The organism is Streptomyces sp. GQ60, assembly GCF_059758875.1.
Genome location: NZ_JCAXEG010000011.1, coordinates 57775 through 81455, shown reverse-complemented (window position 1 = coordinate 81455; position 23681 = coordinate 57775). Strand labels below are relative to the sequence as shown.

At 72.9% G+C, this 23681-nt stretch carries 21 protein-coding genes; 10 read left to right on the top strand and 11 right to left on the bottom strand.

Features of this window, described 5'->3' with window-relative positions:
• Positions 1-35: 35 nt before the first annotated feature.
• A complete protein-coding gene (locus AC6CKD_RS25540; protein ID WP_498330227.1) occupies positions 36-863 on the top strand; it encodes an SURF1 family protein in 828 nt (275 codons plus the stop codon).
• 40 nt (positions 864-903) lie between these two features.
• Here AC6CKD_RS25540 and AC6CKD_RS25535 read toward each other — a convergent pair whose 3' ends face one another.
• The 7 genes from AC6CKD_RS25535 to AC6CKD_RS25505 all read right to left on the bottom strand — a co-directional run bounded on the left by AC6CKD_RS25535 (position 904) and on the right by AC6CKD_RS25505 (position 7237).
• On the bottom strand, positions 904-2109 hold the full coding sequence (locus AC6CKD_RS25535) for a hypothetical protein (RefSeq protein WP_498330225.1): 1206 nt from the start codon (positions 2107-2109) through the stop codon (positions 904-906).
• On the bottom strand, positions 2106-2825 hold the full coding sequence (locus AC6CKD_RS25530) for a SigE family RNA polymerase sigma factor (protein ID WP_498330223.1): 720 nt from the start codon (positions 2823-2825) through the stop codon (positions 2106-2108). The genes AC6CKD_RS25535 and AC6CKD_RS25530 overlap by 4 nt, the downstream gene beginning before the upstream one ends.
• Positions 2826-3082: 257 nt before the next feature.
• Positions 3083-4177: an aspartate-semialdehyde dehydrogenase gene (locus AC6CKD_RS25525; protein ID WP_498330221.1), complete on the bottom strand. Its 1095-nt coding sequence runs from the start codon at positions 4175-4177 to the stop codon at positions 3083-3085.
• Positions 4174-5451: an aspartate kinase gene (locus AC6CKD_RS25520; protein ID WP_498330219.1), complete on the bottom strand. Its 1278-nt coding sequence runs from the start codon at positions 5449-5451 to the stop codon at positions 4174-4176. The genes AC6CKD_RS25525 and AC6CKD_RS25520 overlap by 4 nt, the downstream gene beginning before the upstream one ends.
• Positions 5452-5572: 121 nt before the next feature.
• Positions 5573-6220: a DUF5063 domain-containing protein gene (locus AC6CKD_RS25515; protein WP_478683901.1), complete on the bottom strand. Its 648-nt coding sequence runs from the start codon at positions 6218-6220 to the stop codon at positions 5573-5575.
• On the bottom strand, positions 6213-6812 hold the full coding sequence (recR, locus tag AC6CKD_RS25510; RefSeq protein WP_243330636.1) for a recombination mediator RecR: 600 nt from the start codon (positions 6810-6812) through the stop codon (positions 6213-6215). Before recR ends, AC6CKD_RS25515 begins: the two co-directional genes overlap by 8 nt.
• 80 nt (positions 6813-6892) lie before the next feature.
• Positions 6893-7237, bottom strand: a complete 345-nt coding sequence (locus AC6CKD_RS25505; protein WP_498330217.1) for a YbaB/EbfC family nucleoid-associated protein — start codon at positions 7235-7237, stop codon at positions 6893-6895.
• 268 nt (positions 7238-7505) lie between these two features.
• On the opposite strand from AC6CKD_RS25505, the gene AC6CKD_RS25500 reads away from it, so the two are divergent.
• The gene (locus AC6CKD_RS25500) at positions 7506-8228 is read left to right on the top strand and encodes an SLATT domain-containing protein (protein WP_498330215.1); all 723 of its coding nucleotides are present in this window, start codon (positions 7506-7508) and stop codon (positions 8226-8228) included.
• Between the two features lie 123 nt (positions 8229-8351).
• Here AC6CKD_RS25500 and AC6CKD_RS25495 read toward each other — a convergent pair whose 3' ends face one another.
• The 4 genes from AC6CKD_RS25495 to AC6CKD_RS25480 form a co-directional block, all read right to left on the bottom strand.
• A complete protein-coding gene (locus tag AC6CKD_RS25495; protein ID WP_498330213.1) occupies positions 8352-9002 on the bottom strand; it encodes a putative DNA-mimic protein in 651 nt (216 codons plus the stop codon).
• A 153-nt stretch (positions 9003-9155) separates the two neighbouring features.
• The gene (locus AC6CKD_RS25490; protein WP_498330212.1) at positions 9156-11711 is read right to left on the bottom strand and encodes a glycosyltransferase family protein; all 2556 of its coding nucleotides are present in this window, start codon (positions 11709-11711) and stop codon (positions 9156-9158) included.
• Positions 11708-12388 carry a GntR family transcriptional regulator gene (locus AC6CKD_RS25485; RefSeq protein WP_498330210.1) on the bottom strand — a complete coding sequence of 227 codons (681 nt, stop codon included), beginning with the start codon at positions 12386-12388 and terminating at the stop codon, positions 11708-11710. The genes AC6CKD_RS25490 and AC6CKD_RS25485 overlap by 4 nt, the downstream gene beginning before the upstream one ends.
• A 296-nt stretch (positions 12389-12684) precedes the next feature.
• The gene (locus AC6CKD_RS25480; protein ID WP_498330208.1) at positions 12685-14037 is read right to left on the bottom strand and encodes an aspartate aminotransferase family protein; all 1353 of its coding nucleotides are present in this window, start codon (positions 14035-14037) and stop codon (positions 12685-12687) included.
• Positions 14038-14410: 373 nt separating this feature from the next.
• On the opposite strand from AC6CKD_RS25480, the gene AC6CKD_RS25475 reads away from it, so the two are divergent.
• The 8 genes from AC6CKD_RS25475 (at position 14411) to AC6CKD_RS25440 (ending at position 23673) form a co-directional block, all read left to right on the top strand.
• Positions 14411-15088: a type 1 glutamine amidotransferase family protein gene (locus AC6CKD_RS25475; RefSeq protein ID WP_498330493.1), complete on the top strand. Its 678-nt coding sequence runs from the start codon at positions 14411-14413 to the stop codon at positions 15086-15088.
• A gap of 511 nt (positions 15089-15599) precedes the next feature.
• Positions 15600-16097 (top strand): MarR family winged helix-turn-helix transcriptional regulator, encoded by a 498-nt coding sequence (locus tag AC6CKD_RS25470; RefSeq protein ID WP_498330492.1) that lies wholly within the window; start codon positions 15600-15602, stop codon positions 16095-16097.
• A gap of 643 nt (positions 16098-16740) precedes the next feature.
• Positions 16741-18492, top strand: a complete 1752-nt coding sequence (locus AC6CKD_RS25465) for a serine/threonine-protein kinase (RefSeq protein ID WP_498330206.1) — start codon at positions 16741-16743, stop codon at positions 18490-18492.
• Positions 18493-18562: 70 nt separating this feature from the next.
• Positions 18563-18976: a nuclear transport factor 2 family protein gene (locus AC6CKD_RS25460; protein ID WP_498330205.1), complete on the top strand. Its 414-nt coding sequence runs from the start codon at positions 18563-18565 to the stop codon at positions 18974-18976.
• 229 nt (positions 18977-19205) lie between these two features.
• Positions 19206-20306: an alpha/beta hydrolase gene (locus AC6CKD_RS25455; RefSeq protein ID WP_498330203.1), complete on the top strand. Its 1101-nt coding sequence runs from the start codon at positions 19206-19208 to the stop codon at positions 20304-20306.
• Positions 20293-21606 carry an acyltransferase family protein gene (locus tag AC6CKD_RS25450; RefSeq protein ID WP_498330202.1) on the top strand — a complete coding sequence of 438 codons (1314 nt, stop codon included), beginning with the start codon at positions 20293-20295 and terminating at the stop codon, positions 21604-21606. Before AC6CKD_RS25455 ends, AC6CKD_RS25450 begins: the two co-directional genes overlap by 14 nt.
• Positions 21599-23002 carry a sensor histidine kinase gene (locus AC6CKD_RS25445; protein ID WP_498330200.1) on the top strand — a complete coding sequence of 468 codons (1404 nt, stop codon included), beginning with the start codon at positions 21599-21601 and terminating at the stop codon, positions 23000-23002. Before AC6CKD_RS25450 ends, AC6CKD_RS25445 begins: the two co-directional genes overlap by 8 nt.
• Positions 22999-23673 (top strand): response regulator, encoded by a 675-nt coding sequence (locus AC6CKD_RS25440; protein WP_498330198.1) that lies wholly within the window; start codon positions 22999-23001, stop codon positions 23671-23673. The genes AC6CKD_RS25445 and AC6CKD_RS25440 overlap by 4 nt, the downstream gene beginning before the upstream one ends.
• Positions 23674-23681: the final 8 nt, after the last annotated feature.

The following is a 23681-nucleotide window of genomic DNA, read 5'->3' as shown; positions in this document are numbered from 1 at the left end:
CCAGCGAGGCGGTGCACCCCCCGTACGGTGGTGGGGTGCACCGGTTTCTCCTGACCCCGCGCTGGTGGGGGATCAACGTCTTCGTCGCGCTCGGCGTTCCCTTCTGCCTGTTCATGGGGACCTGGCAGCTCGGCCGGTTCGAGGACCGCGTCGACACCCACAAGGAGGCGACCAGCGCACGCCCCGCCGACCAGACGGCCGCGCCGCTGGACTCGCTGCTCCCGGTGGACAAGCGGACCTCCGGGCGGCTCGCCTCGGTCTCCGGCGAGTACGCCGACCAGCTCCTCGTCCCCGAACGGCGGCTCGACGGGAAGTCCGGCTTCTACGTCCTGACCCTGCTCAAGACCGACACCGGCAAGGCCGTACCCGTGGTCCGGGGCTGGCTGCCCGGAGCGGCCGACGCGGGCCGGGCTCCGGCCCCGCCGGCCGGACGGGTCGAGGTGACGGGCGCGCTGCAGGCCTCGGAGAACTCCACCAGCAAGGGCGTCCACTCCTCGGGCGGGCTGCCGGCCGGGCAGCTCGGCGTCATCGGGGCCGCCTCGCTCGTCAACATCGTGCCGTACGGCCTGTACGACGCCTGGCTGACCGTGCAGACGCCCGCCGACGGGATGACTCCCGTACCGGCGCAGGCTCCGGTCAACACGGGGCTCGACCTGAAGGCCTTCCAGAACCTCGGCTACACCGGCGAGTGGTTCGTCTTCGCCGCGTTCGTGCTCTTCATGTGGTTCCGGCTCTACCGGCGCGAGGTGGAGACCCTGCGCGATACGGAGGCGGGCCTCCTCGCCGAGACCGGGACCGGCACCGGCACCCCGGCCGAGCGGGACCCGGCGGAGCCGGCCCCGGCCGGTGCCGGCTCGGCGTAGTGTCCGGGGTCCCGCCCCGTCCGGGGCGGGCGCGGCGGGGTTACCTGAGCGGGATGACGCCCGTGCGGTAGACCGTTCCGCCGCACGCCTCCGCGACGGTCAGCTGCGTCGTCGGGCCGTTGGGGCCGTGCGAATCGGGCGTGTGGGACACCAGGGCACCGAGCGGCGGAGTCTCCGCCCGGGTCTGGCCCGTCTCGGTGGCCGGCTCGCCGTCCGGGGTGCCCCCGGAGCCGCCCTCCTGCGGGTTGGTCTCCCCGGAGCCGTTCGCGCCGGGACAGCCCCCTTCCGGCGGCACCCACGCGAAGCGGACCTCGTACGACGCGTTCGGCGCGATCACCATCCGCAGGGTCTCCACCGACGGGTCGGGCAGCAGCCCGGTCGCCGGATCTCCCGTGACGTGGCTGACGACCGCGACCGCGGCTCCGCCCTGGACCGCCGGGCCCGCCGTCAGCATCTCCGGGCCGCGGACGGTACAGCCGCTCGACGACACGTTGGTGACCTTGAAACTGCCGTAGACCTTGCCGCCGGCCGACGGGGCCCGGGTGCTGCCCACCACTCCGAGCTGGCTCTGGGCGCAGTTGGGCACGGCCGCGGACCCGGCCGGGGGCAGCACACCGCCGCCCACGGAGCCGGTGATGCCGGGGAGGGGAGAGGATGCGCGGGGCGGGATGTTCGGCCCGCCGATGCTCGGGAAGCCGATGTCCGGCGACGGGATCGGCGGGGGCGCGCTGGGGCCACCGTCCTCCGCGCCCTTGTCCTTGTCCTTGCCCTTGTCCTTGCCGGAGGTCGGGTGCGGCTTCGGACGGGAGGAGCCGTTCTGGTGCAGGCCGGAATCCCCGTCCTTCCGGTTTCCGCCCTTCTGGCCGTGGCCCGCCATGGTGGAACGGTCGGAGCTCCCGCCCGTCCCGACGGTCAGGTGCATGGCCACCGGGACCGAGCCGCCCAGCACCACTACGGCCGCCGCCGCGGCGACGAGGATCCGCCGGTTGCGGACCCGGCGCGCGGGGACCGCGTACCGCAGCCGGTCCAGCGCGTCGCCGGAGGGTTCGAGTCCGACGACGACCTCGCGCAGCAGATCGCGCAGCGCGTCCTCCTCACCCATGGGCTCGGAGACGGCCGGCTTGGCGGCGGCCGGCTTCGCAGTGGCCGGCTTGGCGGCGGACTCCCCCGCCCCCGGCAGGCCGCGCACGAGTTCCAACAGGGCCTCCGGGGCCTCGTCCTCGTTCGTCTTGCGGTCCTCGTTCATGATTGCGCGGCCTCCATCGCCACCCGCAGCGCGGCAATGCCCCGCGATCCGTACGCCTTGACCGAACCGAGCGATATGCCGAGGGTCTCGGCGACCTGGACTTCCGTCATGTCCGCGAAGTAGCGCAGCACCAGCACCTCGCGCTGGCGTCGCTGGAGCCCGCGCATCGACTTGATGAGATCGTCCCGCTCCAGCAGGTCGTACGCGCCTTCCTCGGCGCTCGCCATGTCCGGCATCGGCTTCGACAGAAGCTTCAGGCCGAGGATGCGGCGGCGCAGGGCGGAACGCGAGAGGTTGACGACGGTCTGGCGCAGGTAGGCCAGGGTCTTCTCCCGGTCCCGGACCCTGTTGCGGGCCGAGTGGACGCGGATGAAGGCCTCCTGGACGACGTCCTCGCAGGAAGCGGTGTCGTCGAGGAGCAGTGCGGCAAGGCCCAGGAGCGAGCGGTAGTGGGCCTGGTAGGTCTCCGTGAGGTGGTCGACGGTGGTCCCCGCGACCACCTCGGTCACCTCGGCCGCCTCGGCCGCCTCGGCCGCCTCGGCCGCCTCGGCCGCCTCGGCCGTCTCCGTGCCTCCGCGGGCCTCCGCGCTAGCGCGGGGCCCGGGCACCCGGCCGTCCTTGGCCGGTGCGGACGCCCGGACGGCGGGCGCGGCGGGGACCCCGGGCAGCACGGGGGCTCCGGACGCCGTCGCGGCGGGCGGAACGGGAACGATCACCGGGAACCCGCCGGGTGCGCGGGACCGCAGGCGCGACGGGATCGGGAGAGTACCGGTGCGTGCCGGAACGACGGGGTATTCGAGCAATGCTTCTGCCACGCCAGTTGGACACGCGTCCCCCCGTCAGGGTTGTACGCGCAAGGCAGATTCATCGGCGGGGTTCTCATTGCCTTCTTGCGTAGCCGCTCACCCGGACGTGCGTCGTCCATGACGACGGTCGTCGGGCCATCACCTTGATCAAGGGATCGGTGATGATCCTACAAAGTGAAATAGCCAAAATCAGCCGCGACGAGCTCCGCAGTTTGTGTGGCGTTCAACGCGGCGCCCTGACGGAGGTTGTCCGCGCAGACGAAGAACTCCAGGGAACGCGGGTCGTCGAGCGAGCGCCGCACCCGTCCCACCCAGGCCGGATCCGTCCCCGCGGCGTCCGAAGGGGTCGGGAACTCCCCCGCGGCCGGGTCGTCCACGAGGACCACCCCGGGTGCCGATTCCAGGATCTCCCGGGCGTGCGCCGCCTCGACGGCACCCTCGAACCGGGCCCGTACGGTCAGCGAGTGCCCGGTCAGTACGGGCACCTGTACGCAGGTCACGGACACGGGCAGCTCGGCCAGGTCCAGGATCCGGCGGGTCTGCGCCCGTACGGCCAGCTCGTGCGAGGACCAGCCGTCCTCGCGCAGCTCACCGGACCACGGCAGCACGTTGAGCGCGAGCGGACCCGCGAAGGGCCCGGTGTCCTCGCCCACGGCCCGGCGCACGTCCCCGGGATGCTCCCCCAGGGAGCTGCCGGCGACGAGCGACAGCTGGCGGCGCAGCGCCTCCGAGCCGGCCCGGCCGGCCGCGCTCGCGGCCTGGTAGGTGGAGACGGCCAGCTCGGTCAGCGCGTACTCGGCGTGCAGCGCGCCCAGCGCCGCGATCATCGCGGCGGTGACGCAGTCGGGTCCGGCGACGATCCCGCGCGGCCGGATCCGGGCCGCGTGCCCGTTCACCTCGGGCACCACGAGCGGTACGTCGGGGTCCTCACGGAACGCCGCGGACTGGTCCACCACGACGGCACCGCGGGCGGTGACGACGGGAGCCCACCGGGCCGAGACCTCGGCCGGGGTCAGGAAGAGCGCGATGTCGCCCGTCCCGAGGCCGTCGAAGGCGTCTTCGGTGAGGGCGAGCACCTCGGTCTCCGCACCGCGCACGGTCAGCCTGCGGCCGGCCGAGCGCGAGGAGGCGATCAGGCGTACGTCGCCCCAGACGTCGGCCCGCTGGGACAGCATCTGGAGCAGGACGGAGCCGACGGCTCCGGTCGCCCCGACCACGGCGAGTGCCGGAGCCGGGGCGGACCGGGCCGCGGCCGTGTTCAACGTCCCGTGCCGCCGTAGACGACGGCTTCGTCACCGCTGTCGTTGTCGAGTCCGAAGGCCGTGTGCACGGCGCGGACGGCCTCGTTGACGTCGTCCTGGCGGGTCACGACCGAGATGCGGATCTCCGAGGTGGAGATCAGCTCGATGTTGACGCCCGCGTCGGACAGCGCCTGGAAGAACGAGGCGGTGACGCCCGGGTTGGTCTTCATGCCCGCGCCGACCAGGGAGATCTTGCCGATCTGGTCGTCGTAGCGCAGGGACTCGAAGCCGATGGTGGTCTTCGCCTTCTCCAGGGCGTCGATGGCCTTGTGGCCCTCGGCCTTGGGGAGGGTGAAGGAGATGTCCGTCAGGCCCGTGGAGGCGGCGGACACGTTCTGCACGATCATGTCGATGTTGATCTCGGCGTCCGCGATGGCGCGGAAGATGGCCGCGGCCTCGCCCGGCTTGTCCGGGACGCCGACGACCGTGATCTTGGCTTCGGAGACGTCGTGAGCGACTCCGGAGATGATGGCGTGCTCCACCGGCTCGTCCCCTTGCGGATTCTCGTTGCTGACCCAGGTGCCCGGCAGTCCCGAGAAGGACGAGCGGACGTGGATCGGGATGTTGTAGCGGCGCGCGTACTCGACGCAGCGGTGCAGCAGCACCTTGGAGCCGGAGGCCGCGAGCTCCAGCATGTCCTCTGAGCTGATCCAGTCGATCTTCTTGGCCTTCTTCACGACGCGGGGGTCCGCGGTGAAGACGCCGTCGACGTCGGTGTAGATCTCGCAGACCTCGGCGTCCAGCGCCGCGGCGAGCGCGACGGCGGTCGTGTCCGAGCCGCCCCGGCCGAGGGTGGTGATGTCCTTGCTGTCGGCCGACACACCCTGGAAGCCGGCGACGATGGCGATGTTGCCCTCGTCCAGCGCGGTGCGGATACGGCCCGGCGTGACATCGATGATGCGCGCTTTGTTGTGGACCGAGTCCGTGATGACGCCTGCCTGGCTGCCGGTGAACGACTGGGCCTCGTGGCCCAGGTTTTTGATCGCCATGGCCAGCAGGGCCATGGAGATCCGCTCTCCCGCGGTCAGCAGCATGTCGAATTCACGCCCGGCAGGCATCGGGGACACCTGCTCGGCGAGATCGATCAGCTCGTCCGTCGTGTCGCCCATCGCGGAAACCACGACGACCACTTGGTGGCCGTTCTTCTTGGCATCCACGATCCGCTTGGCAACACGCTTGATGCCTTCGGCATCGGCTACGGAGGAGCCTCCGTACTTCTGCACGACAAGGCCCACGTGCGCTCCTCGCTCAGTCCGTCTCATTGCTGGTGCAGTCTAACGAGCGGCCGGGATACGACCGCCTCGTACCACATCATGAGACGAAAAGATCACTGCAAACGTTCCCCCACCGGGGCGTTTACTTCCGGCCCAGTCCGCCGAGCTCCTCGGCCATGACCTTTCCCGCCTGCTCCGCGAGGTCGTCCTCCGTGATGTCCTCGTCCGTGTCCAGCCCGTCCAGCGCAGCCAGCGGCTGGTCGAGGCGGACGTGCGCGATCAGCGACTGGAGGGCGCGCAACGTGGCCGATGCCGTCGGTCCCCAGTTGGTGAAGTAGGAGAACTGCCACCACCACAGCGCCTCGGTGATCCGGCCCGACTGGTGGTGGATGAGGCCGTGCCGCAGGTCGGCGACCACGTCCGCCAGGTCGTCGGAGATCCGGTGCGGGACCGGGGCCTTGCGCGGTTCGTAGGGGTCGAAGACCTCCGAGTAGACGTCGACCGGCTCCAGCATCACCGCGAACCGCTCGCGCAGGTCGTCCACGTCCGGCTCCGGGCCCAGGTCGGGCTCGTAGCGCTCGTCGGGCAGGACGTCCTGGTACGCGCCGAGCCGGCCGCCCGCCAGCAGGAGCTGGGACACCTCCAGGAGGAGGAAGGGCACCGCGCTGTCGGGGTCCTCGCCCTTGGCCACCTCGGTGACGGCGACGATGAAGGACTCGATCTGGTCCGCGATCGAAGCCGCGAAGTCGTCCGGATCCTGTCCCAGGGCGTGCAGCGTTGCGTCAGACATCGAGAAGTCGCCTTCCTTCAAAGGCCCGCCCGAGCGTGACCTCGTCCGCGTACTCCAGATCTCCCCCGACGGGGAGCCCGCTGGCCAGGCGGGTGACCTTCAGGCCCATGGGCTTCATCATGCGGGCGAGGTAGGTGGCGGTCGCCTCGCCTTCCAGATTGGGGTCGGTCGCGATGATCAGCTCGGTGACCGAGCCGTCCGCGAGCCGCGCCAGCAGCTCCCGGATGCGCAGATCGTCCGGGCCGACGCCCTCGATCGGGCTGATCGCGCCGCCGAGGACGTGGTACCGGCCCCGGAACTCGCGGGTCCGCTCGATCGCGACGACGTCCTTCGACTCCTCCACCACGCAGATGACCGTGAGGTCGCGGCGCGGATCGCGGCAGATGTTGCACCGCTCCTCCTGCGCGACGTTCCCGCACACCGCGCAGAACCGGACCTTGTCCTTGACCTCGAGCAGCGCGTGCGCGAGGCGGCGGACGTCGGTGGGCTCGGCCTGCAGGATGTGGAAGGCGATCCGCTGCGCGCTCTTGGGCCCGACGCCGGGCAGCCTGCCCAGTTCGTCGATCAGGTCCTGGACCACGCCTTCGTACAACGGACTGCCTTCTTTCGGTTCTGATGTTCGTGACGGGGAGAGCGGTTAGGGAAAAGCGGTACGGGAAAGCGGTACGGGTCCTAGAAGGGAAGGCCGGGGATGCCGCTGCCGCCGCCCAGGCCCTGCGCGAGCGGTCCCAGCTTCTGCTGCTGGAGCGCCTGCGCATTCTCGTTGGCCGCCTGGACCGCCGCGACCACCAGGTCCGCGAGCGTCTCGGTGTCCTCGGGGTCCACGGCCTTCGGGTCGATCACCAGCGCGCGCAGTTCACCGGAACCGGTGACGGTCGCCTTGACCAGGCCGCCGCCGGCCTGCCCCTCGACCTCGGCACGCGCCAGCTCCTCCTGCGCCACGGCAAGGTCCTGCTGCATCTTCTGGGCCTGCTGGAGCAGCTGCTGCATGTTGGGCTGACCACCACCGGGAATCACAGGTCACTCACTCCGTAGCGTCGGGCCAAGCGCCGGCGGCTTGGTCAATCCGAGCCTACGTGCTCCCCGGGCGCCGCGCCCTACGCCGTGAGGACCAACTCTTTCGAGTGAGAGACGGGGCGTGCGCGTACCTGATGACACCCTCCTTGCGGGCGGAATTCCCGGGAATCGTCGCCCACCGCGTCTCATTCGAAGGTAGGAAGAGCATGCGCACCATTGCGCACACGCGCACCACCACACGTTCAGCGCAGGCAGAGGGAGTGCCCGGGTGAGTCAGCCGGAGATGCAGCCCGAGGGGCCACCCCGGGATCCCGCAGAGGACGGCGACCTTACCGGCCGGCCGTTCCCTCTCGGGGACTGGGGCGAGCCCGCCGAGCGGCTCGACGAGCTCTACCGACGGGTCGAGGCCGATGCGCTGCGCACCGCCGAGTGGTACCTGTCGGACCGGGCGTGGAAGCGCCGGGGGGCCCGGATCCTGCGGATCGGGGCCGCCGTCGGCGCGGTCACGGGCGCGGCGATGCCGCTGCTGGAGCTGACCGGCTCGGCGCCCGGGGTGTCCTCGTACGGCTATCTCGCGCTGCTCCTGGGCGCGGCCTGCCTGGCCTGCGACCGGTTCTTCGGCCTGACCTCGGGCTGGATGCGGGACGTGGCGACGGCGCAGGCCGTGCAGCGGCGACTGCAGACCCTGCAGTTCGACTGGGCCACGGAGAACGTGCGCGAGATCCTGGGCCCGACCGAGGGCACCGCCAGCGAGGCCGCCGAGCGGTGTCTGACCGTGCTGCGCCGCTTCTCGGAGGACGTGACCGAACTCGTGCGGTCCGAGACCGCGGAGTGGATGGTCGAGTTCAGCTCCGGCCCCGCCCCGCTGGTCATGCAGTCCCTGGGCGCGGGCGGATCCCGCTCGGACGCGTACGTCCCGCCGGCCCGCTTCCCGCTCCCCCCGGGCACCCGCCCGAACATGCCCCGCCAGAGACCGCCGGAGCCCCGCTGAGCGGTGGCCTCGCCGCCCGGGGCGGACACGCCGACCAGCACGGTCGCGCGGACCGGGCGGTCGCGCCGGCCGGGGCGGGGCCGGCTCCGTGCGGCGGAGCCGGCCCACCCCCTGCGGACCGGGTCAGCTGAAGATGATCATCGAGCCCTGGCCGAGGCTCCGCGTCGCCGCCGCGTGCAGACCCAGCCACACGTGCCGCTCCCGCGCGAAGGGGCTGTCGTCGTACGGGATCGGCCCGGCGGGCTCCTCCAGTGCGGTCGGACGCCCCGGTGGCGCCGGTGCCAGCGGCGGGTTCCCGGGGTCTATCCCGATCGCGGGAGCCACCAGCGCCAGCTCGCGCAGCAGCCCCTGCGCCGACCCCAGCGGTCCGCCCCCGGCCAGCAGTTCCTCGTTGGCCAGCGGGTACGCGAAGTCCACGGGGACGTAGGCCCCCGCGTGGTCGTAGTGCCACACCAGGTGCGACTGCTGCGCCGTCGGCTCGAACATCTCCAGCAGTTGCTCGTAGTCCCCGCCCAGCTCGTCCACCGGCGTCACCGGCAGCCCGCAGATCTGGAGCAGGTACGCCCGCCGCAGGAAGTGCAGGGCGTCGTAGTCGAAACCGGCCACCGGGGCGACGTCCCCGGAAAGTCCCGGCATGTACGCGAACACCGGCACGGACGGCAGTCCGGCCTCGCCCAACGCCTTGTCGTACGAGGCGATCTCTTCCGCGAAGGGGTTGTCGGGGCTGTGGCACAGCACGTCGACAAGGGGGACCAGCCACAGGTCACAGGCCACTCGGCCTCCGATCAGTCGTTGTCGCCGATCGGGCCAGCGTAGTGCGCCGGACACGCTCAGCGAAGGGGTGGGCAGACCCGAAGGAGCGGCAGACGGGGATCCGGCGGCGGATCCGCGCCCCGATCCGGCGCCGGATCCGCGCTGGATCCGCGCCTACGGCTCCCCCGGGCCCACCCTCCAGACCCATACGTCGCGCACCTGCTCCGGCTCGCGGCCCAGCAGCCCGGTGATCAGATCCCGCAGCTCGGTGTCCCGGTCCTGGAAGGGCAGGACCACCGCGCCGGCCTTCCAGTACTCCAGGTCGTGGCGGGCCTGCGTCCGCCAGCCGGCGTCGACCTCGGGCGGCTGCGCGCCGTAGCGGACGTCGCGCAGGAGGTTGGAGAGGTGGCGCGGGGTGGCCCCGTAGATGCCGATGCGGTCGGGTCCCCACGGGCCGTTGAAGTAGCCGCCGGCCAGCCGGAAGCCGAAGTCCGCCTCGACCTGCCAGTGCAGCGCGTCCGCCTGGCCCGGGTCCGGCAGCGGTACCGGAACGAGTGCCTCCCCGTCCTTGACGTAGCCCTTCCAGTCCCCGGAAGTGATGAACGCGGGCACCGGCGCGCGGTCCCGTACGGTCAGCGGCAGCGGCAGGACGGGGATCACCGCGGCCGCCGCCCCCAGCAGGCCCAGCGTGCGCAGCTCGCGCGTGCGGAGCCGGAGGATCCGGTCGAGCGCGAGGGCGAGCAGGATGCCCAGGATGGGGGCGCACACCATCGCCACGCGCCCCTCGATCACCGACTCGAAGAGCGGCAGCTTGATCATCAGCCGCCAGGGGCCCGGCAGCACGATCTCCGTACGGGGCACCGGCACCCAGGGCCCGAGGGACAGCAGGAGCGCGACGAAGCCGGTGATCGCGAGGGCCCGCACCGCCCTGCTGCGCCACAGCCAGACGCACACGGCGGCGCCGAAGGCGAGCAGGGGCCATCCGTAGAAGGCGTTCTGCTCGGTGGTGTTCAGCGAGAGCTTCCCGGCCGTCTCGGGGTCGCCGAAGAGGGAGCGGGAGGCGTACTCGATCAGGGCGCGCGGGCTGTTCCCGGCGTTGTCCCCGTGCAGCACCGAGTGGTAGCTCTGCGGGCCGAAGAACTGCCAGTAGAGCGGTACGGCCAGCAGCGGCAGGCATACGGCGAGCGCGACGGCCAGGCCGGAGCCCAGCGGCCGCGCGGCCGCGAGGGCCCGGCGGGGGGCGACGAGGAGGTAGGCGAAGCAGAAGACCAGCATGCCGAGCGCGGCGATGAGCAGCGGCTCCTCGCCGATGAAGATCTGGTACGTCGCGAAGAGCCCGAGCAGTACCCCGTCACGCGTCACACTGTGGCCTTCGCGCCGGCCCTCGCACAGGCGCAGGGCCCGGTCGACGATCAGCGGGAGCATGAAGAGGACGACGAAGTTCGGATGGCCGTTGGCGTGCGAGACCATCGGCGGCGCGAACGCGGCGAGCGCCCCGCCCGCGGCGGCGGCCCAGCGGCTGCGCACGAACCGGCGGCGGATCAGCCAGTACCAGGTCCACGCGCTGGCGGCCATGCCGAGCGTGAGGACCAGCGCGAAGGTGACGGTCTCCCCGAAGAGCAGCGTGACCGGGATCAGCGGGACGTTCAGGCCGAGCATCGTGGCGTTGGCCATCAGGTTCACGCCGTCCGGCATGCCCTGGGAGAAGGTGAAGAGCGGGTTGCGGAGGTGGGTGACGTTGTCGGTGGTGACGCCGACGAACCACTCCCACTGGTTCTGGTCCTGGAGCGCGTCCGCGAGGTAGGCGCCGTCGAGGTCCGCCCACAGGCCGTGGAAGACGTAGAGGGAGAGCGCGAGGAAGGCGGCGGCCACGGCGAGGCCGCCGGCGTTGAGGCGGAACAGGTCGCCGAGTGCGCGGCGGCGGTCGGGGCGCGGGGCCGGGGCCACGGCCTTGGCCTGGGTTTTGGCCTGGGTTTTGGCCTGGGCGCCCGGGGCGTCGGCGCGGCGCGCCGGGAGTTCGACCTCGGCCACGTGCCAGCCCTGGCGGCGGACCCAGCGCAGGACCTCGGCGTCGATGGCCGGTCCGTCGAGCTTGGAGGCGCCGAAGGCGGCCCGGGCGCGGTCTCCGTCGAAGAGGGCGAAGGCACAGGTGTCGGCGCGGAATCCCGGTATGCCGGGGATGCCGAGGGTGCGGACGAGGCGGTTCCGGGAGCGGCCCAGGACCACGGCGGGCTGTGCGTCGTCCGTGCCCGGGGCCATGACCTCTTCGAGGCGGGCCAGCTCGTCGAGCGGGGTGCCGAGGGAGGCGTCGGTGAGGAGCACCCGGTCGCCGGCGGAGGCGAGCACTCCGGCCCGCAGGGCGGCGCCCTTGCCGCTGCTGCCCCGGCGGTCGTTGCCGCTGTCGCCGCTGTCGCCGCTGTCGTCTCGGTCCCCGCCGTCCCCGCCGTCGCCGCCGTCGCCGAGGCGGATCAGCCGGATCCGGGGTTCCGCCTCGGCGACAGCTGCCGCCGTCGGGGCGGCCGCCCCGTCGGTGACCACGATGAGTTCCCAGGCGCCGGGACCGGTGCCGCGGTGGGCGTCGAGGTGGTCGCGCAGGGCGGTGAGGGTCTGCTCCGGCACCGGAGCGGGGATGACGACGGACAGCCCGACGGCGCCGAGCCAGGGCGTGCCGGCCGGGTCCTGCGCCTCCTGGTCGGCGCTCACGGCGCTCACGGCGCTCTCGCCGCTCATGCGCCGGCCGCCTTCAGGCCCGCGGCCCAGTCGAGACCGTGCTGGTTGTACGCGTGCACGAGGCGTCGTACCTCCTCGGCGTCCCCGCGGGTCACCGCGTCCATCAGTTCGTTGTGCCCGGACCACAGGCCGGAGCGCATGTCCGGCTGCGCCTTCAAGTAGGGCACGGCGAACACCCAGCACTGCACCCGGATCCGGTGCAGGAACTCGGAGATGTAAATGTTGCCGACCAGCCCGCTCAGCTCCCTCCAGAAGCGCAGGTCGTAGCCGATCAGCACTTCGAGCGAGCCGTTCAGCGCCGCCCGCCGGGCCTCCTCCGCCCGGCGGCGCACCGAGACGAGCCGTTCCCCGGAGCCGGGGGCGGTGCCGCGTTCCACGAGCCTGCGGAAGATGCCTTCCACGATCAACGTACGAGCCTCGATCATGCCCCGGAAATCGTCCACGGAGAAGACTCGGACGCGGAAGCCGCGGTGCTGGACGGAGTCGAGCAGGCCTTGCGCGGAGAGATCGACGAGGGCCTCGCGGACGGGGGTCGCGGAGACTTCGTACTTCTCGGCGATCTGTTTGACGGTGAACTCGCTCCCGGCCGCCAGGCGCCCCGCGAGCACCTCGTCACGCAGCGCGTCCGCGATCTGCTGGCGAAGTGTGTTGCGGGTGACAGCGCCGCTGCCTGGCATAGGGGTCCGTCTCCATCTGTGGGCTTCGGACACCTTAGGCCAGGCAGCGCGGCCGAAACCGATCGGTTTGTGGCCGCTATATGGATTTAGCGCCCGTTATCCGGACGGGCCGCACTTCTCTTCTTGATCGTTTGACCCTGCGCGGGTCCCTCCCAGAGCACCCGCGCAGGGTCGTCCTCGCTGCTCGGAGCCTGTTCGGCGCCTGCTCGCGTCCCGTCCGGCACACCCCCAGGCCTCGGCCCCGGGGGTGCCGGGAAGGCTCGGTGAAGCCCGGTCAGGCGTCGACGAGGCCTCGGTCAGGCCGAAACATGCCGGTCGGCGACGGTCAGCGCGTCGTCCAGCAGGGCCAGGCCCTCCTTCGCGTCCGCTTCCGTGATGTTGCACGGGGGGACGACGTGGGTGCGGTTCATGTTGACGAAGGGCCACAGGCCGGAGGCCTTGCAGGCCGCGCCGAACTCGGCCATCGGCGCGTTGTCGGCGCCCGCGGCGTTGTAGGGAACGAGCGGCTCGCGCGTCTCCTCGTCCCGTACGAGTTCCAGGGCCCAGAAGGTGCCCAGACCGCGCACCTCCCCGACCGAGGGGTGGCGCTCCGCGATCTCGGCGAGGGCCGGGCCGATCACGTTCTCGCCGAGGTGGGCGGAGTGCTCGACGATGCCCTCCTCCTCCATGGCGTTCATCGTGGCGACGGCGGCGGCGCAGGCGAGGGGGTGCCCGGAGTAGGTCAGCCCGCCAGGGTAGGGGCGCGTGGCGAAGGTCTCGGCGATCGCGCCGGAGATCGCGACGCCGCCGAGCGGGACGTAGCCGCTGTTGACGCCCTTGGCGAAGGTGATCAGGTCGGGGGTGACGTCGAAGTGCTCGGCGGCGAACCACTTGCCGGTCCGACCGAATCCCGACATGACCTCGTCCAGGATGAAGACGATGCCGTAGCGGTCGCAGAGCTCGCGCACGCCGGCCAGGTAGCCGGGGGGCGGGGTCATGATCCCGGCCGTGCCGGGAACCGTCTCCAGGATGATCGCGGCGATCGTCGCCGGGCCCTCGAAGGCGATGGTGTCGGCGAGGTGGGTGAGGGCGCGCGCGCACTCCTCGGCCTCGGTGGTCGCGTGGAAGGGCGAGCGGTAGAGGAACGGTCCCCAGAAGTGCACGACGCCGGCGGCCGCCGCGTCGGAGGGCCAGCGGCGCGGGTCGCCGGTCAGGTTGATCGCGGCGGAGGTGGCGCCGTGGTACGAGCGGTAGGTGGACATCACCTTCTGCCGGCCGGTGTGCAGCCGGGCCATGCGGACGGCGTTCTCCACGGCCTCGGCGCCGCCGTTGGTGAAGAAGATCTTGTCGAGGTCACCGGGGGTCCGCTGCGCGATGAGGCGTGCGGCCTCGGAGCGGACGTCGACGGCGAAGCCGGGGGCCAGGGTGCAGAGCCTGGCGGCCTGCTCCTGGATCGCGGCGACGACCTTGGGGTGCTGGTGGCCGATGTTGGTGTTGACCAGCTGGGAGGCGAAGTCGAGGTAGCGCTTGCCGTCGTAGTCCCAGAAGTGCGACCCCTCGGCTCTGGCCACGGCGAGCGGGTCGATCAGGGCCTGGGCGGACCAGGAGTGGAAGACGTGAGCGCGGTCGGCGGCCTTGACGGTGGCGCCCGAGGTGACGTGAGGGGTCATGGCCGCAACCGTAGAAGTGTGCAGGTGGGGAGGGATATCGGCGGTCTGTATGCGGGTGGGGGGCGGGTCTCGGCAGTCTGTCTGGGGAGATATTGACAGCACACTGTCGTCATGACAGCCTGTTGTCATAGAGGGAACGCGTCCGGACGGACACTCAGCGGCAGGACGAGGCAGGACCGGGCAGGACGGGACCAGGCCCGACCAGGGCGGACCCGGCCACGGCGCACCACACCGGACCGACCCGGATCCGGTCCGACCTCGACCCGGCCCGGACCGACCCCGACCCGGACCGACCCGGACCAGCGCACGCACGGCGACGACGACGGCGACACTGGAGGCGAGCACGATGAGCGAGACCCCGACGCAGGCCCAGATGCAGGCCCAGACGCAGAGCCAGACCCAGACGCGTGCAAAGGCGCGTGCGGAGACGGAGTCCCACCCCACGGTCCACGTGGCGGTGTACGACACCTACGCCGACTGGGAGACGGGCCACACCACCGCGCACCTGACCCAGCACGGCTACCAGGTCCGTACGGTCGGCATCACCGCCGGACAGCCCGTCACCACCATGGGCGGCCTCCGCATCCAGCCCGACCTGGCCCTGGCGGACCTGCGCCCCGAGGACTCCGCCCTCCTCGTCCTGACCGGTGCCGGCCTGTGGGACGCGGGCGACGAGCTGGCGCCCTTCGCGGCGAAGGCCGAGGAGTTCCTGGCCGCCGGCGTCCCGGTCGCCGCGATCTGCGGAGCCACGGCCGGGCTGGCCCGCGCCGGAGTCCTGGACGGGCGTACGCACACCAGCGCGGCCCCCTTCTACCTCGGCAGCCAGCCGGGCTACGCGGGCGCCGCCCACTACGTCGAGGCCGACGCGGTCACCGACGGCGACCTCATCACGGCGGGCCCGACGGAACCGGTGGCGTTCGCCCGCGAGGTGTTCGCCCGCCTCGGGGTGTACGAGCCGCACGTGCTCGACGCCTGGTACCGCCTGTTCCACGACTCGGACGCGAGCGCGTACCCGGTCCTGATGGCAGCGGCGGCCCCGACCGATGCGTGACCAGCCCCCGCCCCGGCCGGCCGCCGGGCCCCACCCGACGGAGCCGTTCCGGCCGCCGACCGCGGCCCCCGCCTCCCCGCCCCGCACGCCCACGGGGACGGCCCCCCGCTCCGGGACCGGCAGCGGCACCGGCAGCGGGGCCGGACGCTCCGACCTCGCAGCCGCGCAGCCCGGCGGTACGCGGGACGCCCCCGCCCGACCCCAGCGGCCGACCCCGGGCGCAGCCTTCGGCTCCGGGGCAACCGCGGCCCCGCCTGACGACGGCACCACGGCACACCCCGACGCGGTGGACACCTCCGGGCGGGGACCGCGAACAGCCCCGGGAACGGGGCCCGGCGCCGAGGCGGCCGAGGCGGCCGGCACCTCACCGCAGCCCGGGCAGCCGGCACCGGCCGACGGCACCGGAGCGGGCGCGTTGGCCCGCTCCGGGGGGACCCGTAGGGCACCCTCCGCCATCAGCGCACAGGCGGACGCGGGCGCGGGCGACGCCCCGACCGGGAACGGGGAACCCCTGGAGGCGGGAAGGAAGGCGCCCCGGCAGAGCTCCCTCCGCAGCCGGCAGGACCTCCTGAGCCGCACCGCCCTCGGGGTGTTCCGGCTCAACGGCCAGTTCCTCGCCTTCTCGGAGGAGCTGGCCCGCCCGGCAGGGCTGACCGCAGCCTGGTGGCAGGTCCTGGGGGCCGTGCTCCGCGAGCCGCTGTCCGTCGCCGGCATCGCCCGTGCCATGGGCGTCACCCGGCAGAGCGTGCAGCGCATCGCCGATCTACTGGTCACCAAGGGCCTCGCCGAGTACGTCCCGAACCCGGCCCACCGCCGAGCGAAGCTGCTGAGCCCCACGGACGCCGGCCTCGCAGCCGTCGCCAGGATCGACCCGGGCCACGCCGCCCTGGCCAACCGACTCGCGGAAGCCCTCGGCGAAGACGGCTTCGCCGAGGCGGTCCGCGCCCTGGAACGCCTGTCCGCCGCCCTGGACACCCTCCCGCCCCCACCCGACTCCGCGACCCCCTAGGGCGCGCCCTTCGGCCGACGCGGGCCATCCCCCGGACCCGATCTGATCCGGCCAGACCCGTCTTGCCCTGGCCTGCCCTGGCCCTACCTGGCTTGACCCGGCCTGGCTTGACCTGGCCTGGCCTGACCTGGCTTGGCCTGGCCGGCTTGACCCAGCCTGACCCTTGACCCGGTCTGATCCGGCCTGCCCCAGCGCGACCCGGCACGACCCGGTCTGATCCGGACCTGACCTGGCCGGACCGGGTTGATCCGAGGGACACGCCGCGCCCTCCCCTAAGAACCACCCCTGCCCACTGGGCCACCCGACCCGCCCCCCAGGTCCTGCCATCGAGCCCGCGGCACCCGCACACGCACACGCTCCCGCGCCGCGCACCGCACCGCGCAGCCCCGGGTGCCGAGCAAGTCCGGTACGCCACCGCCGCCGCGGTGTGCCGTAGCGCGACCCGTACCGGCGCAGAACCCCAACACGCCGCGCCCGTACGCCTGGTGGAACCTCCGCGCCGGTCGTGCCCCGGACGCCGCGCGCCCTGCGCCCTCGGCCGCCCCCGCGACCGGCCTGCGGCAACTCCACCCCCGAAGCCGACATCGCGCCCGACGGCACTATTGTCGGCCTCCGGCGAGTCCCAGGGGGAGGACCACCTGTCATGGAACAACTGCACCCGCGCGACGCGGAGCGCATCGGCCCGTACCGCCTGCTCGCCCGCCTCGGAACCGGCGGCATGGGGCAGGTCTACCTCGGCCGCGCCGAAGACCACGTCCCCGGCTCGGACACGGCCACGGGCATGGCCACGGGCACCGGAACCGGCCCCCACACCGGCCCGGCCGCGCGCACGACCACCCGCCCCCGCACCGGCACCCGCACCGCCGCCGTGAAGCTGATCCACCCCCACCTCGCCGCCCACCCCGACTTCCGCACCCGCTTCCGCCGCGAGGCCGACGCCGCCCGCCTCGTCGGCGGGGACTGGACCGTCGCCGTCCTCGACGCCGACCCCGACGCGGAGATCCCCTGGCTGGCCACCGCCTACATCGCCGGGCCGAGCCTGCGCCAGGCCGTCGGCCGGGACTTCGGCCCACTGCCGGCCGGCTCCGTACGGACTCTGGGCGAGGGGCTCTCGTACGCCCTCCAGGACATCCACCGTGCCGGCCTCGTCCACCGGGACCTGAAGCCCGGCAACATCCTGCTCACCGCCGACGGCCCCCGCGTCATCGACTTCGGCATCGCCCGGGCCCTGGGGGCCACCGCCGACCCCGCGCTCACCCAGACCGGCGAACTCCTCGGTTCCCCCGGGTTCCTCGCCCCCGAGCAGATCAACGGGACCCCCGTGACCCCGGCCTGCGACGTGTTCGGCCTCGGCGCGGTACTCGCCTACGCCGCCACCGGCCGGCTGCCCTTCGGGGACCCGGACCAGCCCGGAGGCATCGCCGCGCTCCTGCTGCGCGTCACCGAAGCGGAACCGGACCTGGCCGGCGTACCGGCCGAACTGCGGGACGTCGTACGCGATTGCCTGCGCAAGGACCCGGCCGCCCGGCCCGCCCCCGCCGAGATCCTCGAACGGCTCGCCGCGAACCGGAAGGGCGCCTCGGAGCCCTGGCTGCCCGCACCGCTCGTCGCACGGCTCGGGCAGCACGCCATCGCCCTGCTGGACCGCGTGGACGCCGGCCCGGACCGGCCCGAGCCCGTGACCGTGCCCGCCCAGCGCACCTCGGGGGAACCGGGCCCGGCCACGGTCGCCCCGGTACCCGCGCCCGCGCCGACGCTCACCCCCGTGCCCGGGACGGACTCCGGCTTCGGGGCGGGGCCCTCCTCGGACCCCCGACCCGCCGCCGGCTCCCGCTCCCGGCCCGCGGCCGTCTCCACGGCGCTGCTCGTCGCCGTCGCCGCGGTCGTCGCCGTGGCGGCGGGCGGGACGGTGTACGCCGTCATGAGCGGGGCCGGCGACGGTGCGCCCCGGGCCAACCCCGGCACCAACCCCGGCGCCGCCCCGGCCGGCTCCTCCGGCCCGCGGGGCACCGCGGAAGCCACGTCACCCGGCACCGGCAACGGCACCGCTCCTGCCCCTTCCGTCACTCCGGCCACGCTCCCCGAGGCCTACGCCGGCACCTGGCGGGCCACCTACGGCGGGCAGAGCTGGCAGCTCACCCTCGCCCCCGGCACGACCGGCTCCAACGTCATGTCCCTGACCCTCCAGGCCCCCGGACTGAGCTGCGCCTGGACCGCGCCGCTGCGCTCCGCCACCACCGACAGCGTCGGGCTCGACCCGTCCACGGTGATCTCCGGTACGCCGCCGTCGTGTTCGCCGGGCGGCCGCAGCACGCTGCGGCTGCTCCCCAACGGCACCCTGGTGCGGGAGCTCGACGGCAGTACCGCCCTCCCGCTCACGTACCACCGACGCTGATTATTTCGAAGTCAATAAGCCTGCAAGCAAAGCTTGTTGCATTCCACGGTCCCCCCGCACACTGCGGCACATGGAGCCGTTGAAGGTAGTGGCACAACTGTGGGAGCGGATCGAGGCACGCGACTGGGACGGAGTGGCCCTGCTGATCGCCGAGGACGCGGTGATCGAGTGGCCCGTGAGCAGCGAACGCATCGTCGGTCGCGACAACTTCATCGCCGTCATCAGCGATGACGACTACGCGGACGAGAGATCCGTCGACGTGCTCCGGATCCTCGCGGACGGTGATCTCGTCGTGACCGAGGTGGAGATACCCCAGGACCACGTCGTCTACCGCGCCGTCTCCCTGTGGACCGTACGGAACGGGCGGATCGCCGGCGCCCGGGAGTACTGGACCAGCCCCGGCCAGGACCCGGCCCCGCGCTGGCGCGCCGGCTTCGTCGAACCGCTCGTGGAGCCGTTCGCCGAATCGCTGGCGGCGGACTGAGCGGGCGGGAGGCCAGTCGGTTTCGTCGGGCCGGTCGGTTTCGTCGGGCCGGTCGGCTTCATCGGTTCCAACTGGCGCGGCCCGGCCCCTGAGTAACCCCTGTCATACCTGAGAGCTACCTGGGAAGTGGGCTCTCCAGTGGGACGCCGACGAGGGCTCCCGATTCCTAACTTCGTGACCAGAGAAGAACGCAGCACCGCCCCTCTGGCACGAGAGAAGGAACGGACCCATGAGCCGCCGACCCACCGCACGTCCCGACGGCCGCAGGAGCGGCCGTCTGCGTCGCACGCTGCTGTCCGGGCTCGTCGCCGCGGCCGTGGTGTTCCCCGTCTCCGCCGCCGCCTCCCCGGACGTACCCGCCCCGGCCCCGGCGGTCCTCGGCGAGAGCGCCGCCCTCCCCGACCGGTACGCCGCCCACCTGGCCAACCTCGCCGAGGCGGCCCGTACGGCCGAGAACGCCGGCCGCGACGGCCGCGCGGCGAAGCTGCGGGCGATGGAGGCGGGCGGCGGCGCCCGGTTCCTCGCCTTCGACGGGCGCGGCAGGGGCCGGGCGATAGAGGTGTTCGGTGATCTGGAGACCGCCGACCGGGTCGCGGTCCTGGTCCCCGGGTCGGACACGACGCTGGACACCTACCAGAGGTTCCGCGCCGGAGCCGTCGCGCTCCAGCAGCGGCTCCGGGCCGAGCACCCCCGCTCCGCCGTGGTCGCCTGGCTCGGGTACGACACCCCCGGCACGGTCAGCCCGGCCGTGCTGACCGCGGGCCGTGCGGACGAAGCCGCTGCCGGACTCGGCTCCTTCCTCCCCCGGTTGGCCCGGCTGGCCGCGCCGGAAGCCCGTCTCTCACTCCTCTGCCACTCCTACGGGTCCGTCGTCTGCGCCCGTACCAGGACAGGCTCCGAGGTCACCGACATCGCGCTGTTCGGGAGTCCGGGCACCGGGGCCGGCTCCGCCGCGGAACTGCCGACCCGGGCCCGCGTCTGGGCCGGCCGGGGCGGCGACGACTGGATATCCGGCGTCCCGCACGTCCGTGTCGGCGGGATCGGCTTCGGCACCGATCCCGTGGATCGCGCCTTCGGGGCCCTGCCCTTCGCGGCCGGCCCCGGCGGCCACAGCGACTACCTCAAGCCGGGCACGGAGTCCCTGAACAGCCTGGCCGGGATCGTGCTCGGCGCGTCCCCGGCGGTGCGGCCTGCCACGGAGCGGGCTCCCGCTTCCACCTCCGTCTCTACCTCCACCTCCGTCTCTACCTCCGCCTCCGCCTCGTCCCGCACCGCGCTCCTCGCCCCGTCCGTCCCCGCCGCTCCGGAGGTCTCCCATGCGCGTGCGTGAACCGCAGACCCGCTGGTCCGTTCTCGCGGACCGCATCGACGCCGGAACCCCCGCTCACCGGGACCGGGCCGTGGACGCGCTCCGGGCCTTCGCCATCCTCGGCGTGGTGCTCGGCCACTGGCTGGTCACTGCACTGACCAGTGCGGACGGCGGCCTCAGCACCACCAGCCCGCTGGCCCACATGAGCGGACTGGCCCCGGTCTCCTGGGTGTTCCAGACCCTGGCGGTCTTCTTCCTGGTCGGCGGCCATGTCGCGGCCCAGGGGTACGAGGCGGCGCGCGGCCGCGGAGTTCCGTACGGGCGGTGGGTCGGCCGGCGGCTCGGCAGGCTGTTCCGCCCTGTCGCCGCCGTCCTGGTGCTCTGGGGCGTCGCGTCCGGTGGCATGCTGCTCGGCGGCGTCGGAGCGGACACCGTCCGGACCTTGCTCAAGCTCGTCCTGTCCCCCCTGTGGTTCCTCCTCGTCTTCGCCGCGCTGACGGCCGCGACCCCGCTCGTCGCCCGGCTCAGCCCGCTGTGGCCACTGGCCGTGGTGGCCACCGTCGATGTCTGGCGCTTCGGGTTCGGCGGGCCCGCATGGATCGGCTGGGTCAACGTGGCAGCCGGCTGGCTGGTGCCCTACACCCTGGGCGCCTCCTGGTCGCGGGGCGCGTTCGCCCGGCGCACCCCGGCGGCCCTGCTGATGGGCGGCGGCATCGCCGCCACGGCCGCCCTGCTCCTCTGGGGCGGGTACCCCGCCTCGATGGTCGGCGTCCCCGGAGCCGCGATCTCCAATCTTAACCCGCCGACGCTGGCCGCCGTCGCGTTCGGCCTGGCCCAGTGCGGGCTGGCGTTGCTGCTGCGGGAGCCGCTGGCCCGGGTGATGAGCCGGCCGCGGGCCTGGGCGAAGGTGGCTCTGGTGAACCTGTCCGCCATGACGGTCTTCCTGTGGCACCAGACCGCGATGATGGCCGTCACCGCCCTGGGGCTGCTGATCTCCACCGATCTGCCCGGCCTGCACACCGTGCCCGCCTCCGCGGAGTGGATAGCCGTCCGGCTGCTCTGGCTGCCCGTGTTCGCGGCCGCGCTGGCGGTCTGCTGGGCCGCCTTCCACACCTACGAGCAGGTCGGCGGCCGCCCCCGGGGCCGGGCCCGGCGCGGATCCTCCGGGACTCGGGCCACCGCGTCGCGGATCGTCGCCTCGTCCGCACCGGCCCCGGGGAGCCCCTCCCCCAATGCCCGCACCGCCTCAACTCCGTTCGATGAAAGGGGAGTCACCGTCACCGGCCCGGTGGCCGCCGCCAAGGAGTCCCTCCGTGCCTAGGCTGAACGACGTGAACGAGCAGAGCGAGCCCCCCAACCCGGTCCCGGAACAGCACGCGGCCGTGGCTGCGGCCGGCGGGGCACCGGGAGGCTCTGCCGCCAGGGCTTCGGCCGTGGTGCGGAGCGTGGCCCGGGGGCTGTTGGACCTGAAGGCCGATCCCCTCCCGAGGATGTCGCGGCCGCGTCGGCTGGCCTGGCTTCCGCACGTGGTGCTCCTCTATCTGGCGGTGGCCTTCTTCGCCGTCACCCAGGAGCAGCTCAGCAACACCTACGGGGTCAACGGCTCCGTCAGGCCGTTGCTGGCGACCGTGGTCGGCGGGTCCATCGTGATCGCGATGCGATGGCCGACGGCCGGGTACTGGCTCGGCCTGGCCGCGGCGGGTCTGGTCGCCGGGCAGATCCACGGACACCTCGGGCAGGGCCAGAACTGGCCGTGGATGCCCGCCGGGCTGTTCGCCTTCGCCCCGGTGCTGCTGCTGGTGTCCCTGCGGGTGCCGCCCCGGGTGACCTTCGGGGCGGTCACCGTCGTCGTCGCCTGCACCGGTCTGGCCGAGGCCCTCTTCAGGCCGGAGCACAGCGGCACCAGCACCCCCGGGGCCATCCTCCTGTTCTCCTTCACCGGCCTCCTCGGCTACGCCCTGCGCGCGACGCGGCTGACCCGGACGCAGCTCGTCCAGCAGGAGACCCTCACCGAGGAGGAGCGCGCCCGGCGCACGCTGCTGGAGGAGCGCAGCCGGATCGCCCGGGAGCTGCACGACGTCGTCGCGCACCACATGTCGGTGATCTCCATCCAGGCGCAGGTGGCCACTCATCTCGTGGAGAACCCGTCGGAGGAGCTCAAGGAGAATCTGGCCGGGATCCGCGCGAATGCCGTGGAAGCCCTGACGGAGCTGCGCCGCGTCCTGGGGGTGCTGCGTTCCGAGAACCCGGACGAGGCCGCGGGCCCGCACCATCCGCAGCCCACCCTGGCCGAGTTGGACGGCCTCGTGGACAACGTGCGGGCGGCCGGACTGGAGGTCACCACCGAGATCGCGGGCATCCGACGCCCGCTGTCCCCGGGCGTGGAACTCACGGCGTACCGGATCGTGCAGGAGGCGCTGAGCAACTGCCTGCGGCACGCGCCCGGCTCCCGCGTGGAGGTCGGCATCGCCTACGGGCCCCGCGACGTGCACCTGTGCATCGCCAACACCGCACCCAACCGGCCTGCCCCGCCGACCATGGGAGCGGGGCACGGGCTGCTGGGGATGCGGGAGCGAGCGGGCATGCTGGGGGGCGAGCTGGCCGCCGGCCCCCGTCCCGACGGAGGGTACGAGGTGAGCGCCGTGCTCCCGATGGATCCCGTGTCCCCGGGCGGCGGGCCGTCCCCCGTCCCCGAGACGAAGAAGAAGGACTCATGACTGCTGCCCCGATCAAGGTGATGATCGCCGACGACCAGATGATGGTCCGCCAGGGCTTCACCGTGCTCCTCGACGCCCAGCCCGACATCGAGGTCGTCGGTCAGGCCGTCGACGGCGCCGAGGCCGTGGCCAGGGTCGCCGAACTGGCCCCGGACGTGGTCCTGATGGACATCCGGATGCCCGGCATGGGCGGTATCGAGGCCACGTCCCTCATCACGGGCACCCCTGGCTCCACGGTGAAGGTGCTGGTGCTGACCACGTTCGACCTCGACGAGTACGTGTACGAGGCGCTGCGGGCCGGCGCCTCGGGCTTCCTCCTCAAGGACGCCTCCGCCGATCAGCTTGCGGAGGCGGTCCGCGTGATCGCGGCCGGCGAGGCGCTCCTCGCACCGAACATCACGAAGCGGCTGATCACCGAGTTCTCCAGGCTCGGGGCCCCGAGGGCGCCTTCGAAGGCGCGCATCGACGAGCTGACGGACCGGGAGACGGAGGTCCTGTCGCTGGTCGCCCAGGGCATGTCGAACGCGGAGATCGCCGAGCACCTGATCCTGGCCGAGCAGACGGTCAAAACGCATGTGGGAAGGATCCTGGTGAAGCTGGGACTGCGGGACCGCACACAGGCGGCGGTGTTCGCGTACGAGACGGGCCTGATCCGTCCGACGGGCTACTGAAGCAGCCC